Here is a 13903-nt window from a genome sequence, read left to right as displayed (position 1 = left end):
GCAGCAGTAAACCAATCGGTAAATGATGGCAAAACGAGGTTGTAGAGATGCTTCACTTCGTTCAGCATGACATTCGTTTTTAGTTTGTAATAGAATGACTATCCTCACTGCCCGCCGCCTGGCCCACACCGGCGAATACTACTTCTCGCGCAAGTTGCGCGAGCTGGCCGCCCTCAACGCGGCCGGGGCCAATATTATCAGCCTGGGCATCGGCAGCCCCGATTTGCCGCCGCACCCGAGCGTGGTGGCGGCCCTGGCGGCTACCGCTGAGCAGCCCGGCGCGCACGGTTACCAAAGCTACCAGGGCACCCCGGCGCTGCGCCAGGCAATGGCCGGTTTTTACCAGAGAAGCTACGGCGTGGCCCTCGACCCGGCCACCGAAGTGCTGCCGCTGGCCGGCTCCAAAGAGGGCCTGATGCACATTGGCATGACCTTTCTGGAGGCCGGCGACGCGGTGCTAATCCCAAACCCCGGCTACCCCACCTACCGGGCGGTGGCCGAAATCTGCGGGGCCGAGGTGCGCGCGTATGACCTGACCGCCGCCACTGGCTGGCTGCCCGACCTGGACGCGCTGGCTCAGAGTGATTTAAGCCGGGTGAAAATGATGCTGGTTAACTACCCGCACATGCCCACCGGCACGCCGGCCAGCCCCGAATTTCTGCAAAAGCTGGTCGAATTTGCCACGGCTCACGGCATTATGCTGGTGCACGACAACCCTTACGGCTTCGTGCTGAACGAGACGCCGCCGACGAGCCTGCTCAGCATTCCGGGGGCGCGAGAGGTAGCGTTAGAGCTTAACTCCTTGAGCAAAAGCCATAACCTGGCCGGTTGGCGGGTAGGGATGCTGGTGGGCCGCGCCGACTGGCTGACCGAGGTGCTGCGTTTCAAGAGCAACATGGATTCAGGCATGTTTCTGGGCACGCAGCAGGCGGCCGTGGCGGCGCTGGCGCTCGGCCCCGACTGGTTTGCGGAGCTAAACGCCACCTACCGCGCCCGGCGCGAGCTGGTGGTGGCGCTGCTGCGCGCCCTGGGTTGCGCGCCCGCGCCCGGCCAGGTGGGTCTGTTCATCTGGGCCGCCGTGCCGCCGCCTTATGCCGACGGCTACGCCCTGAGCGACGCCGTGCTGGCCGAAGCCCGCGTGTTTCTGACGCCCGGCGGCATCTTCGGCAGCAACGGAAATGGCTACGTGCGCGCCAGCCTCTGCCAGCCGGAGAGCGTGCTGCGCGAGGCGCTAGGGAGGGTGTTGGAGATAGGAGCTAAAAAGAACGGTCATGCTGAGCCTGCCGAAGCATCTCTACCGCTTCGTTGCAATGGCATTAAGTAGTTACGCGGTAGAGATGCTTCGACAAGCGGACGCCAGATGAAGCATGACGGCCTTTTTTAATTTTTAATCAAATGACCATCACCATTATCGGCCTGGGCCTCATCGGCGGCTCGCTAGCGCTCAGCCTGCGGCAGCACGGCCTGGCCGACCGCCTCATTGGCGTGGAGGCCTACCCCCCCTACGCCCAGCGGGCGCTGGAGCTGGGCCTGGTCGATGAGATTGACCCCGACCTGGCCAGCGCCGTGGCCCCGGCCGGCCTCGTCATCGTGGCCGTGCCGATGGATGCGATGCTGGCCGTGCTGCCGCAGGTGCTGGACCTGCTAACTGACCAGCAGTTGGTTATCGACGTGGGCTCGACCAAAGGCAACCTGCTGGCGGCCGTGGCCGGGCACCCGCGCCGGGGCCGCTTCGTGGCCGTGCACCCGATGGCCGGCACCGAATACTCGGGCCCCGACGCGGCCGTGCGCGGCTTGTTTGAAGGCAAAACGCTGGTTGTGTGCGACGCGGCCGCCAGCGACCCCGACGCCGTGGCTACCGTAGAGGCGCTGTTTCAAGCCTTGCCCATGCGCGTGATGCACCTCGGCGCGGCCGACCACGACCTGCACACGGCCTACGTGTCGCACATCTCGCACCTTACCTCGTTTGCGCTGGCGCTCACGGTGTTGGAAAAGGAGCGGCGCGGCGAACAGCGCATTTTTGACTTGGCGGGCGGCGGCTTTGCCAGCACCGTGCGGCTGGCCAAGAGCGCGCCGGCCACCTGGATACCCATTTTCCGCCAAAACCGCCACAACCTGCTCGACGTGCTCGACGAGCACCTGGTGCAGCTCCATAAGCTGCGTGAGCTGCTGGTGCAGGAGGACTACGCCGGGCTGACCACCCAGCTTGAACACGCCAACGAAATCCGAAAAATCATTCCCTAAAAATGTAGCGCGGACTCTGCGAGTCTGCGCACGAGCGTAGCGAGTATCATCGCCTGCTCATTCTACTCAATACCTTCATTTTCAACCCCTGGCACGCACGCAGACGATGATACTCGCTGCGCTCGTGCATGAAGTGGAAACTTCGCGCTACTTCCCTACCCCCATGTTCAACGACCTCTTCAACCGCAAACCCGAGGATAAGCCCTTCCTCATCTCCGGCCCGTGCTCGGCCGAGACCGAAGCCCAGGTGCTCGAAACCTGCCAGCGGCTGGCCGCCACTGGCAAGGTGCAGGCCCTGCGCGCTGGCATTTGGAAGCCCCGCACCAAACCCGGCGGCTTCGAGGGGGTAGGGGCTAAAGGCCTACCCTGGCTCAAGCGAGCCAGTGAGCTTACCGGCCTGCCGGTGGCCGTGGAAGTAGCTACCGCTAAGCACGTCGAAGACTGCCTGGCCTTTGGCGTGGACCTGGTGTGGGTGGGCGCGCGCACCACCGGCAACCCGTTTTCGGTGCAGGAAATCGCCAATGCCCTGCGCGGCGTGGACATTCCGGTGCTGGTCAAAAACCCCATTCATCCCGAGCTGGAGCTGTGGGTGGGGGCCATCGAGCGCCTGCAAAAAGCCGGTTTGAAGCAGGTGGGCATGATTCACCGCGGCTTTTCGAGCTACGGCAACACCGATTTTCGCAACGCGCCCATGTGGCACCTGCCCATCGAAATGAAGCGCCGGCTGCCCGACATGCCCATCCTCAATGACCCCAGCCACATCTGCGGCCGGCGCGATACGCTGTTCGGCGTGGCGCAGCAGGCGCTGGATTTGGACTTCGACGGGACGATGATTGAGAGCCACATCGACCCCGATAATGCCTGGAGCGATGCCAAGCAGCAGATTACGCCCGAGGCGCTGGGCCAGCTCATTCAGGGCCTAGTGTGGCGCCACGAAACCACCGACAAAGCCGAATACCTGACCGCCCTGGCCGGCCTGCGCGAGCAAATCAACAACCTTGATGCCGAGGTGATGCAACTGCTGGGCCGCCGCATGGCCGTGGCCGAAAAAATCGGCCAATACAAGAAGGAAAACGACATCACCATCCTGCAAACCGCCCGCCTCACCGAGATTCTGGAGCGCAGCAAGCGCCAGGGTGCGCAAGTGGGCCTCACCGAAGATTTTGTGGAGCGCTACATGGAAGCCGTTCACCTGGAATCGGTTATGCGCCAGGAGCGGGTGATGAAGGGGTAGGGCACCAGTTGTCATTGCGAGCATGTTGCGCATCAAGCAAGGGCGAAGTGGAGCGCGGCAATCTTTCCTAACCGTTGGATTAAGTGGTTGTCGGCAAATAATCGTCATTTTTTCAATAGTTGTTTACCTTTGCTTTATGCTATACATATTAAATCTTCCCGAGGAAGAAAAAAAGACAATCGAAGCAGGCAAACAAAACGGCAAGAAATTGTATTTCCGAGAACGCTGTCAATGTATTTTACTCAGTTCAGCCGGTTTTGAGGTAAAAGAATTGGCCTTAATTTACAAAACACGGACACGAATAATTTACGACTGGCTACACCGCTACGAGCAGGAGGGTTTTCTCGGGTTAAAAATAAAAGCGGGTCGCGGGTTAAAAGCACCGTTAAAAGATTTAATGCCGGAGCAAGTCGACGACCTCAAAGAACAAATAAAGCTAAATCCGCAAAGTTTGCGGGAAGTAAGTAGCCGGCGCTAATTAGATTATGTTAAATTTGGAGAAATTTACCTTCCATAAATTTCCTACTTGTGCTAAGCAACGATTAACTGCATAGAACAGGGTATCTTTCGTATGATAATCAGCTGGGTCAAGCTGTTCTTTTTTTAATTTGCGCCAAAGCGTTTCCGCCAGATTCAAGTGCGGTGAATACGTAGGTAAGTAAAATAGGTACAAGCCTCGTTCTTCCCAAAAGGGTAGTTGCTGTTGGATAAGCTGGGCTTTGTGCATACTTGCATTATCCAATACAATGAACGTTGGCTTTTTAAGTTGAAAGGATATCTCTTCTAATTGCGTAAATATGAACTGTGCGTTAATATTCTTTTCGGTCATTACCCAATGCGTTTCATTGCGTCGGTTGATGAGTCCCCAGATATTTATTTTATAGCCCTTCTCAACACCTGTTGAAACCACTTCTCCCGGAAATTGCCAGCCGTAAGGAACATAACCCGTACTACAAACATGACTTTCATCTCCGTACAATAAGTCCACAAAACCTTGCTCGTAAAGATTCTCTAGTTCAGCCAGTTGCTCTTTTTTTAGCGCGTATATCTCCGGGCAGGGTTCCCCTTTGCACCGTTTCCTTATGCGTTTATATCGTCCGCCAAGACTTTTAAAAAAGCTTTGAATGTGCGTAGACTAACCGACTTGTTCGTTTCCTGTTCCCATTCCGCTTTGGCCGTTTGGGTACGTTGTCTGTTTGCTTTAATAGCTTCTAAAATAGATTCTTTATCTGTCTCAACAGATATAGCGGATTCGCAAACAGTTAAGCCACTATCAGTTACTTGTCGTATTAGCGTTTATGAACCCGTACTCGCTTGATTTACGTACCCGGGTGGCGGCGGCCTGCCAGGAGCCGGGGGCCAAAAAAGCCGCCGTTGCCCGGCGCTTCGATGTGAGCCGCTCCTTTGTCAAAAGCCTGGTTCGCCAGCAGCAACAAACCGGCTCACTGGCCCCCAAACCGGCCAGTGGCGGCCGGGCCCGCTACCTCGATGCCGCCGCCCAAGCCTGGCTCGTGGCCTACGTGGCGCAACACCCCGATGCTACGCTGGCCGAGCTAAACCAGGCCTGGCAGGCCAGCGGGGGCCGCCCCGTGGGCCAAACCTGCCTCTGGCAAGTGCTGGACGAACACGAGCTGCGGCGAAAAAAAAAGCCCCCACGCGGCTGAACGCGACACCGAGCGCGTACGCCAGGCCCGTCAGGACCATGTCGAACAGGTCTGCACCCGCCCCGATGTTGCCCGGTTCCATTTTCTGGATGAGACGGGCTTGCGGCTGGATTACGCCCGCACCCACGGCCGGGCGGTGGGTGGGCAACGCGTCCGGGGGGCCGTGCCGCTGCGTCGGGGCCGCTCCTACACCCTTATTGGTACGCTGTCCGTGCGCGGGCTTGGAGCCCTGCAATTGCTCCATCAGCCCCTCAACAAGCACAGTTTCGCCCTCTACGTAGGCCGGTGCCTGGCCCCCACCCTGCGCCGGGGCGATGTGCTAGTGCTCGACAACCTGCCCGTGCACCACCTCGCGGGCCTGCGCGAGTGGCTGGCCAAGCGGGGCGTGGACGTGGTCTTTCTGCCCCCGTACTCCCCCGATTTTTCCCCCATCGAGCAGGCCTGGAGCAAGCTCAAAACCAAGCTGCGCACCTGCGCCGCCCGTTCCTACGAGGCCCTAAAAGAAGCCGTACGTGAGGCCATCGACTGGATTAGTAGTCAGGACGCCCAAAACTGGTTTGACCATTGTGGCTACCACACCAAACCTGCCCAAAAAGCGGTTTAAGCGTTTGCGAATTCGCTATAAGAGGGCTTTGCGCCCGCGTCCAGGCTTTGTTTTCAGCCCGTCAATACCTGCCTCTTTATAACGTTTTGTCCATGCATTCACACTCACATAAGTCATCGCCGTAAATTTACCTACTTCCTCCGAAGTAAGGCCCATCGCTTTTAGCAAAATTACTTCGCATCTGGTTCGAAAACAGGGTGTTTTTCCCGTTCTTGCGCCTTGTTCCAATACTGATTTAGCGGATTCACTCAATAAGGGGGTGTTGACTCTTGACATGGTGCAAAACTAATCAACGTAACATAAACTATTTACTGCCGAGTACTTAGCTACTCTTTTAAGTGAAAAATTTGGATTCCCGATGACCAAATTAGCGCTTAAGAATTAGTTAAAAAAAACTGAAGTATACCTGGCATCGCCTGCGTAAATGGCTCAAGCCAAAGCAAGACGAGGCAGAATATGCGCGTCTTGCCACCGAACTCAAAGAGCTCTTAAAGCTTGAAAGTCAGCAGTATCTTCAGGCCTATTTCAGTGATGAGAGCGGTTTTTGCCTGACGCCATCCGTGCCTTACGGCTGACAACCAGTCGGACAACACACGGCTATTGTAGCGCAAAAAAGTCAAAGGCGGAATGTGTTTGGTCTTCTTTCTCGGGACAACAAATTTGAAGGGTACGAAACCTTTGGCACCATGAATGCAGAACTTTTAGCGACTTGTATTGATGATTTCGTCACTAAAATAACTCAAAAAACAGTTATTATAATGGATAATGCGCCTTTTCATCATGCTAATTTTATTACTGGCAAAATGAAAGAATGGCAGGAAAAAGACCTGTATATCTGGTTTTTGCCAAAGTATAGCCCCCACTTAAACTTAATAGAAACACTTTGGCGAAAAATTAAATATGAATGGTTGAAACCACATTATTTCGCTAATTGGCAATCTTTAAATGATGCCCTAGACGAAATTTTTGATAATTTAGGTTCCAAATACAAAATACATTTTACTTAAATTTGTGTCGATTATTTGCCGACAACTACTTAAGCTGCCGAAAGTCTGCAAGCTCTTCCTCCGTCCACGGTTCTGACTTGGTGGAGAAGTCAATGTTCCTTGGTTCTCTAATGAGTTCCATAATTTTGCCTTAGCGCGAGTTTGAAATAAACTGGGAAAACGTTCGCAGTTAGATAATGGCAGTAAACAACATTCAAATTTAGGTATTATGGTTGAAATAATTATTTCTCAATGTCAGCCATACGCTAATGCCCACTAAAGAAATTCAGCATGGTACTCAAGGCATCTTCCGAGTGCATCCGTTCGCCATTTTCGAGCGAATCCTGAGCTGCCGTAGCGGCTCTTGCGCGCATGGCCAGCTCGTAGCTGGCAATAGCATCTGGCAGTGTCGGGTAGGTAGGCGACGTTAAGCATTCGCTCAATTCCAACGCATCCAGCAGCGCCATATTTGCCCCTTCCCCAGCAAAGGGCGGCATCACGTGGGCGGCATCACCCAACATGGTTAGGTTAGGCAACGCTTCCCAGGTTTGGTGGAGGGGCATACAATAAATAGGCCGCGGAATAAAAGGTCCCGCGGTGTTTTCAATTAATTCATGCCAGACAGGATTCCAATCGAAATACTGATTTTTAAACCAAGCTACTAGCTGCGCTTTATCAGCATAATCAAGGCCACTGGTTGTCGCCCACGTCTCGCTCGTTTTAAAGCTGGCATAATACGTTAAATCACCGTTGCCTTTCATACCCATCAGCAAATTCTTTTCCTTGCCAAAAGCCATTATTTTCCCACCATTTATCAACGTATGAATGGTGGGAGCGGCGTGTTTGGCATCAGGCACCGTACCCTCCAGCATGGTAATGCCGGTGTAAAAGGCTTTTACATCCGTGAGGTAGGGCCGAATTTTAGAATTAGCCCCGTCGGCGGCAATTACAACATCGGCATAAACGGCCGGCTTATTTTTGAAATGCATTGACCAGCCCGCGCCTTGCGGTTCCATTGCGATAAACTGGCTGTCCCAGCAAACCGTTTCGGGCTGCAAAGAAGCCAACAACATATCTCGCAGGGGAGCACGGTCTATTTCAGGGCGAAAAGCTTCGCTGTCAAAATCTTCCGTTTGCGCCGCGTGGTGGTCGCTGAAAAGCACCTCGCCCTGGTCATTCACGATGCGCGATTTATCGGCATCGGGACGATACTTCTTCTTAAAGACTTCCAGTAAGTCTGCCTTCCGCAAAGCTGCCAGGCCAGAATCGCGGTGCATATCGAGCGGGGAACCTATCAGGCGGGCATTTTTAGTTAAATCCCGCTCGTATACCCGCACCCTTACCCCCGCCAGCTGTAGCAACCGGGCCAGCATCAGGCCACCAGGACCGCCACCAACAACGGCTACTTCTTTGTCTTGTAACAACATAATTTGTCTATTTTTTTAAAAAGCTGCTCATTCACCGCAAGCCGGTTACTGTTGGTTTAGCATTCACAAGATAAGGTCTGCCTTGATTTATGCAAGCCCCTACCGATACCCCGCCGCCTGCAACGCGAATAGCTCCGCGTAGCGCCCGTCCTTGGCCAGCAGCTCCTCGTGGGAGCCGATTTCCTGCACGCGGCCGTTCTCGACCACCAGGATGCGGTCGGCCATGCGCACGGTGCTGAAGCGGTGGGAGATGAGCACGGCGGTTTTGCCCTGCGTCAGCTCCTTGAAGCGCTGGAAGACTTCGTACTCGGCGCGGGCGTCGAGGGCGGCGGTGGGCTCGTCGAGGATGAGCAGCTGCGCCTCGCGCATGTAGGCGCGGCCCAGGGCGATTTTCTGCCACTCGCCGCCGCTCAGGTCCACGCCGCCGTTGAAGCGGCGGCCAATCATTTGGTCGTAGCCCAGGGGCAGCTTGGTAATGACGGTATCGGCCAGGCTCTGGCCGGCGGCCTGCTCGATGCGGGACTGGTTCTGGCGCTCCTCAATGCGGCCCACGGCCAGGTTCTGGCCGGCCGGCAGCTGGAAGCGCACGAAATCCTGGAAAATAACCCCGATTTCCTGGCGCAGCTCGGCCGGGTCGTACTCGCGCAGGTCGTGGCCGTCGAGCAGAATGCGGCCCTCGCTGGGGTCGTAGAGGCGGGCCAGCAGCTTGACGAGCGTGGTTTTGCCGGCCCCGTTTTCGCCCACCAGCGCCAGCTTTTCGCCGGCTTGTAGCTCGAAGCTCAGGTGGCGCAGCGCCCACTTCTCGGCATTCTTGTACTTAAAGCCCACGTCCTCAAATGTGAAGCCCTGCCGGATGGGCCGCGGGAACGGCCGCACCGCCTGACCCAGGGCCGGCCGCACGATACGCGGCTGAATCTGGAAAAAATCAAAGAAATCCTGCAAGTACAGCGCCCCGTCGGCCACCTGGCTGAAGCGGCTCAGGATGCCTTCGAGCAAGCCCCGCAGCCGGGCAAACGAGCCGGCCAGAAACGTGAGCTGCCCAATGGAAATGGCCCCCGCCACGGCCTGCTGAATAATGTAGAGGTAGGCCCCGTAGTAGCCCGCCGCGCCCACCGCCGCAAACACGGTGCCCCAGCCGGCGCGACGCAATGATAACGACTTATTCTGCGCGTAAAAGGTATCGGAGAGGGTAGCGAAGCGGTCAATCAGAAAATCGGATAAGCCGAAGATTTTGACCTCTTTCGCTGTTTCGTCGCTGGCCCCGGTCTGGCGCAGGTAGTCCAGCTCGCGGCGCTCGGGCGTCCAGGAGTGCGAGAGCGAGTAGCTGCGCTCGTTGAAATGGCTTTCGCCCAGGAAGGCGGGCACCACGGCCAGCAGCAGCAGCCCCAGCAGCCACGGCTGAAACGCCACCAGCCCGGCGGCCAGCAGCACCAGCGTCACGGCATCCTGGCCCTGCGCCAGCACCTGGCTCATGAGCACCGAGCGCGAAAGCGTCTGGCGGCGGGCGCGCTCCAGCTTGTCGTAAAAGTTACTGTCCTCAAACTGGTCCAAGTCCAATTCGGCGGCGTGGCGCATGAGGCGCACCGACGAAGCATTGGCAAACAAATCGCCGAGCAGCGAATCGAGCAGGGCCACGGCGCGGCCCAGCGCGTCGGCCAGCAGCACGAGGCCGAATTCCAGCGCCACCAGCCCAAACACGGGGGGTAGGGCGCGGGCAGCGGCCGGCAATTTGGTCAGCTGCACGATATCATCAATGATGAGCCGGCCCACGTAGAGCATGGCCAGGGGTAGGGCCGCCCGGATTAGCCGCAGCCCGATGTTGCCCATCGTGAGAGCCGGCGAAGTCTGCCAAATCAGCCGCAAAAAAGCCGGCAGGTTGCGCAGCGCCGACACCCGCTCGCGCACGCTCACGGCGGGCTTTTCGGGGCCGTGCCCACCGCGGGGGTTCTTCGCGGAAATGCTTTGAAATAAATCAGATAGGAAACTCATAGGCCCGGCTCAGGGCACATTTGGGGCCGGGGTGGGGGTAGGGGACTTTTTGGCAGTTTGGTGAATAAAATTGGAGCGGTAGCCTTGCGTCACTGTGATAACACGAGCGCTACAACTCACTGGGCTAATTTGCCTAGTATTCCTGCCTATGAGGCGTTAGCTTTGCACTACTAAGCTGACCTGTTACTGCCTTTTATGTTTCTACTCCGTTAGCAGTAAATATTACTTGCTATTATGCAGATTATTGAGCCCTATATTGCGCGCTTAGAAAGCCTAGCTGTACAACTTCCCGTTGTTCAGCAGATTGCTAGATACACCCTTGAGGTTACCCACGCGCTCAACGGGGAACTATCCAAGACTCTGCGCGAACTCGTAAAGCCATCAGACCTACAAGAGGCAGGTGCTTTCTTTACGGGCGAGGATATGTCTAATGAGCTGGTAGCCTCCATTCCCGCCGATTCTTTAGCTACTATCACTGTCTTCGACCCCTCATGTGGGGGCGGTAATTTACTGCTTGCTACTGCCCGTCGCTTTCTCCTAGCTCCTACACTTATCGAAACAATTGCCGACTGGAGTGAGCGGTTGTACGGTATGGACATCCACGCTGAGTTTGTGCGGGCTACCCGCGCCCGCCTGATGCTACTGGCTACCTTGCGCGGCTTAACCGAAGCTAAACCAGAATTTTTCAACTGCCAAGCCCCGAAACTAGAAAAATCCTTTCCTTATATTGTTGTAGCGAATAGTTTGCAAGTAAACTGGCCTAAAGTTGGATTCTATCTTCTCAATCCACCATTTAACCGCGAACCGGCACCAAGGTGGTGCAAGTGGGCCACCAGCAAAACTTCGCAAGCAGCTCTTTTCGTAAGTAAGTGCCTTACAGAGGCAGAACCTACCAGTATTATCCGGGCCATTCTGCCCGATGTGCTACGTTCGGGGTCCAACTACGCCAAGTGGCGCCGACACATCCAGCATTTAGCATCTATAGAAGCTATTGAACTCCTTGGTCAGTTCGACGATAACACGAAGGTGGATGTATTTAGGCTAACACTGACCGCAGGCGGACACCTACTTGAACAGCCAGTCATGTGGGTTGATAATACGCCCCCTGCTGAAATAACCAAAACAATTGGCAATCTCTTTCAAGTTAGTGTTGGCCGGGTAGTACCACACCGAGACCCAAAGGAAGGCCAGGATTATCCTTACTTAGATGTACACAATGTGAAGCCTTGGGCGACCCTAGTAGCTGGCCAATCTCGACGGCAGTTTTTAGGCGTTACGTTTACTCCACCTTTCGTAGTAGTTCGTCGCAATTCACGAGCAAGAGATTTGGAACGAGCTATAGGCACCATCATCACAACTCATCAAGAGCAGCTTGAGCAAGTGGCGGTGGAGAATCATCTTCTAGTGCTTACTCCTAATAACGGCACCTTAGCTGAGTGTGAAACTCTACTGGCGTGCTTACGATACCCGGCAACAAATCAGTGGCTCAACGCACGTATTTGTTGCCGGCATCTTACTGTCAGTTCCATTCAGGCTATACCCTGGTGGCCCATCACTGTTTGACAACAGATTTTAAGCAAGTAAAAGGCCCCTGCTAGCTCTAGTAGGGGCCTTTTTGCAATACTATCTGGTGTTATTGCTGAACGTCATTAGTGAACTTCTGCAATTTGAATATTACTGCTCTGCCCTGTACACTTTTCCAGCCTTTTAAATCCACCTCCTGAGGAATGAATACTTTAAATTTCCCCCATCCTTTACCCGTTAGATAATCTTGCAGTTTCGATGATGATTGATTAATAAGAGATTGAATAAGGATAGTATATGGAGATAGATTGCGCGTCTGTGTACCATTACCAGTAGCATTTTCTGCTTCTAACATCTGCTGCAAATCTTCAACTGTTAGTTTCAAACTTTTAAGTAATTCATTGGTATTTCTAGCCAGTAACAATGTGTTGCGGGGTAGGTCGTCCTTACTAAAAACTGAAGTAATAAAAGTCAAAACCTTACGCAGGTCATCGAAATCCTGATTGGTTTTATTCAGTTCTGGCATAGTAGCTAAATGCTCAGCAGAGCTAATAGCTACTTCCGCCTGCTCTAGCATAGCTTTTACTTGAAATGCTACTCGCTCTCTTGACCAACTAATGGCATCCGACTTGTAAATCAAGTCGTGCGTGGCAATAGACCAAGCGTGCTGCAAAAAAGACTTTACTTGCACCTCGAATACAGTAGTGTCCACTGGGGTTTCGGGCGTATATGGTACCTGTTTAAAGCTCACATACAATCGAATATCGTCAAACGGAAAGGCATCCGGTGCCTTGTGAGTAAAATAATCTTTTTTAGGCCGTTGATATTGTATGTCAAAATACTGCTCAATTAATGTTCTAGCCTCAGTGAATTTTGATGAATTTTCAACTACCAATGTGCATGCAAAGAAATCTTCTAAGGCATTAGCTATAGGTACTCTACCAGTTTCTAATTTAAGAGCAAAGCTTTCTTTCTCTTTGATTCGGCTGAAGTAATGCCAAGTATCATGCTTCTTAGCAAGAAATATCGAATCTACCTGTTTCCTTAACTGCTGGAGGAGCGGATATTGCTCCTCGTATAAGTCGGAAACAGATTTCATTATTTTCATCATAACAGCACGCCTTGAAGGGCTGTGAAACGCTCATGCCGATGCTGATAATCCGTGCTTGCGCCTTTGGATTCCTGCGCATATATTTCCACGGATTTCTCTGCATTAGAGTCTCCTTCTTGGTACTGCTGCACTTTCTCCATAAAATTTTGGTATCTTGTAGCTAATTCTACTGCATCAGGCAGATTGGGTGTCAGCGCTAGAACAGACCATAATGTGTATAGGTTATTAGCCGTTCTAGAATAGGTGCTTACACATCCGTTCGCAGCCTCCATTGCTTTCAGGTTAGCTACAATAGTATCCCGTTTATCATTGTACTCCTCTTCATCAAAATCTGGTGACGTTTCCTCCAAGTCATCATACGTGGCGTAAATTTCATCCAAGTAATCCTGATTAAAGCCTACATATTTCTTATCAATTACAACAGACATCAACTCACTGATAAGTTGCGTACTTTTCATACGCTTCTCTTTAGCTTTGGTACTCACTCTTATGTCATACCAAAACTTATCCTCGCTAAATCTTTCTGCTTCACTAATAAACCAGCCATTATAGCGCGCATGCCTTAATTCTTGCTGTTGAAGATTTCTAGAATTTCTATTAACTCTATCAAACACTTGGTCAATGCTAGTACCGTCTACCTCTTCTAGGAAATCTACTACTAGAATATAGTCCCAAAATTTTCTTTTATAAACAATATCAATATCGTTAAACTTTTTACCATCGACATTGGTATCGCCAAAATCCTTTGCCAAGGCTAGCTTATTTTTAGCAAATGCTAATATTGCTTCCAATCGCTGTTTTCCGTCAACAACGTGGTAGGTGGGAATACCATTGTCGTCAATCGTCCTATGAATAAAAACGGGTGGTGCGGGATAGTTTTTTAGGACGGTATCAATAAAAAACTTCTTATCCTTAGGAGTCCACACGCTTTTCCGTTGGTAGGGCGGGTTCAAATCTAGCTGCTTATTTCTATCTAAGTCTAGAAACCAGCTTACTTGTTGCGTGGTGGGTTGCCGCTTCATAAAAGAGTGTTAAAAAGTGCTTAGGAAGAGAGAAGCAATTTTAAGTGGTGCTTCGCAAAGCTAGTGCTAGTACCTTCAAAATTCATAATATATTCTGA

11 protein-coding genes are annotated in these 13903 nt (G+C 53.2%); 6 read left to right on the top strand and 5 right to left on the bottom strand.

Annotation, left to right across the window (positions count from 1 at the left end; all coding sequences use genetic code 11):
* Window positions 1-94: 94 nt before the first annotated feature.
* The 4 genes from A0257_09110 (at window position 95) to A0257_09095 (ending at window position 3956) form a co-directional block, all read left to right on the top strand.
* Entirely contained in the window at window positions 95-1324 is a 1230-nt protein-coding gene (locus A0257_09110) for an aminotransferase (GenBank protein AMR27240.1), read from the top strand.
* 71 nt (window positions 1325-1395) lie between these two features.
* Window positions 1396-2244 carry a prephenate dehydrogenase gene (locus A0257_09105; protein ID AMR27239.1) on the top strand — a complete coding sequence of 283 codons (849 nt, stop codon included), beginning with the start codon at window positions 1396-1398 and terminating at the stop codon, window positions 2242-2244.
* 163 nt (window positions 2245-2407) lie between these two features.
* Window positions 2408-3478 carry a 3-deoxy-7-phosphoheptulonate synthase gene (locus tag A0257_09100; protein AMR29694.1) on the top strand — a complete coding sequence of 357 codons (1071 nt, stop codon included), beginning with the start codon at window positions 2408-2410 and terminating at the stop codon, window positions 3476-3478.
* Between the two features lie 136 nt (window positions 3479-3614).
* On the top strand, window positions 3615-3956 hold the full coding sequence (locus A0257_09095; GenBank protein AMR27238.1) for a hypothetical protein: 342 nt from the start codon (window positions 3615-3617) through the stop codon (window positions 3954-3956).
* Here A0257_09095 and A0257_09090 read toward each other — a convergent pair whose 3' ends face one another.
* Window positions 3957-4388: a hypothetical protein gene (locus tag A0257_09090; GenBank protein AMR27237.1), complete on the bottom strand. Its 432-nt coding sequence runs from the start codon at window positions 4386-4388 to the stop codon at window positions 3957-3959.
* A gap of 388 nt (window positions 4389-4776) precedes the next feature.
* On the opposite strand from A0257_09090, the gene A0257_09085 reads away from it, so the two are divergent.
* A complete protein-coding gene (locus tag A0257_09085; GenBank protein AMR27236.1) occupies window positions 4777-5142 on the top strand; it encodes a hypothetical protein in 366 nt (121 codons plus the stop codon).
* A gap of 100 nt (window positions 5143-5242) precedes the next feature.
* Window positions 5243-5746 (top strand): hypothetical protein, encoded by a 504-nt coding sequence (locus tag A0257_09080; protein AMR27235.1) that lies wholly within the window; start codon window positions 5243-5245, stop codon window positions 5744-5746.
* 1252 nt (window positions 5747-6998) lie between these two features.
* Here the strand turns inward: A0257_09080 and A0257_09075 are convergent.
* The 4 genes from A0257_09075 to A0257_09060 all read right to left on the bottom strand — a co-directional run bounded on the left by A0257_09075 (window position 6999) and on the right by A0257_09060 (window position 13805).
* A complete protein-coding gene (locus tag A0257_09075) occupies window positions 6999-8159 on the bottom strand; it encodes a 2-polyprenyl-6-methoxyphenol hydroxylase (GenBank protein AMR27234.1) in 1161 nt (386 codons plus the stop codon).
* Window positions 8160-8258: 99 nt separating this feature from the next.
* Window positions 8259-10118: an ABC transporter ATP-binding protein gene (locus A0257_09070; protein AMR29693.1), complete on the bottom strand. Its 1860-nt coding sequence runs from the start codon at window positions 10116-10118 to the stop codon at window positions 8259-8261.
* 1663 nt (window positions 10119-11781) lie between these two features.
* On the bottom strand, window positions 11782-12780 hold the full coding sequence (locus tag A0257_09065) for a hypothetical protein (protein ID AMR27233.1): 999 nt from the start codon (window positions 12778-12780) through the stop codon (window positions 11782-11784).
* Window positions 12780-13805 (bottom strand): hypothetical protein, encoded by a 1026-nt coding sequence (locus tag A0257_09060; GenBank protein AMR27232.1) that lies wholly within the window; start codon window positions 13803-13805, stop codon window positions 12780-12782. The genes A0257_09065 and A0257_09060 overlap by 1 nt, the downstream gene beginning before the upstream one ends.
* Window positions 13806-13903: the final 98 nt, after the last annotated feature.

It is taken from the genome of Hymenobacter psoromatis, from assembly GCA_001596155.1.
In the GTDB taxonomy this organism is placed as follows: Bacteria; Bacteroidota; Bacteroidia; order Cytophagales; family Hymenobacteraceae; genus Hymenobacter.
The sequence above is the reverse complement of the archived record's forward strand: the minus strand, read 5'-3'. Positions and strand labels throughout refer to the sequence as shown.